The 1,205-nt window shown below is 65.8% G+C and carries 2 protein-coding genes; both read right to left on the bottom strand.

Translation table 11 applies throughout. From position 1 onward, the window contains the following. Nucleotides 1–66: 66 nt before the first annotated feature. The gene (locus DBV14_RS29900) at nt 67–858 is read right to left on the bottom strand and encodes a YaeF family permuted papain-like enzyme (RefSeq protein ID WP_124465014.1); all 792 of its coding nucleotides are present in this window, start codon (nt 856–858) and stop codon (nt 67–69) included. Continuing rightward, on the bottom strand, nt 858–1,205 hold a 348-nt coding region (locus tag DBV14_RS29905), incomplete at its 5' end, for a sterol desaturase family protein (RefSeq protein WP_148092458.1). The genes DBV14_RS29900 and DBV14_RS29905, both read right to left, overlap by 1 nt.

Below are 1,205 nucleotides of genomic sequence, written 5' to 3' on the forward strand. Positions count from 1 at the left end.
CGTCGCCCCGAATGAACGAACAGCAGCGCTCAACCCCCAAACTGCGACGAACCAAAAAGCGCATCCCTACGGACCATCCGCCGCCAGCAAAGGCGGCGGGTTGTACTTCAGGTGGCCGACATACCGCAGCGGCTGGGTCGCCGCAATCGAGGGAACGTCGCCTTCGCGCATGTGCAGCAGGTCGGCCGGGCTCACCCAGCGTGGGTCGGCGCTCGTGATCGGCAGGCCCGCTTGCTTGTAGGCCTCGAGCACGAACTGCGAACAGAAGAACTGGTCGTTGCGGCTTGCGCCCAACTGCACCATCGCCATGCCGCTCATGCAGAAACTGCTGACCGACGATGGCACCAGCGGCAACTCGCACAGGCGCCGGTTCAGCACGAACGGCGCATTCAGCAGCACGCCCACCGTGTTGTAGCGCACGCCCACCTGCGTCATCGCCCAGGCGCGCATCCGCGATGCTCCCTCTGCGTCGACACCCGGTACACGGAACGCCACCACCATCTGTTCTTCGTCCACCACCTCGGCCAGCGGCCGCGCGCGCACGCCCGTGCCTACCGCCTCGGCGATCTGGCCGTCGCCCAGGTACAGCACCGCATGGCTCACCGGCGAGAACGTGCCCAGCCGGATGCCGAAGGAATTGACCGTTGCGATCGAGGTCAGCAGGATGTCGCCCGGCTCCAGCACCTCGGCGGCGATCAGTTCGCCGCCGTTGCCCGGTGCAATGACCGAGCTTTGCACCCGCAGGCGCAGGCCCGCGTCCTTGGTCGGCAGGTCGAGGCGGGTGGCGCAAGCGGTGAGCAGCAGGGCGGCACCCGCTGCCACGACGACCGCGGCGGCCCTGTTGAAAGCGGCGCGCATCATCCCTTCCAGACGAACGGAAACTTCAGCTGCTTGAAGAAGCCGTTGGGCACGTAGTCGCCCAGCACGCCGTACTTCTCGGGCCAGAGCTTGGTGCTCTTGACCGCCGTGCCGAAGATGTAGTCGAGGAAGGCGTAGTGCGCCGAATAGTTCTTGTCGAGCGCCTCGATGTCCTGGCTGTGGTGCCAGTGGTGGAAATTGGGCGTCACGATGATGTAGCGCAGCGGGCCGAGCCGCACGCTCACGTTGCAGTGGTTGAACACCGCCTGGAAGCCGACCACCACGATGTAGGCGTCGATCACTTCCTTGCTGAAGCCCAGCACGTAGATGGGCGCGAGCACCAGCGT

This window comes from Variovorax sp. KBW07 (assembly GCF_003852515.1).
Classification (GTDB): domain Bacteria; phylum Pseudomonadota; class Gammaproteobacteria; order Burkholderiales; family Burkholderiaceae_C; genus Variovorax.

Bases quoted from the DNA above. Each gene is read 5' to 3' on its own strand.
- DBV14_RS29900 (WP_124465014.1), bottom strand. From the start codon at position 858: ATGCGCGCCGCTTTCAACAGGGCCGCCGCGGTCGTCGTGGCAGCGGGT.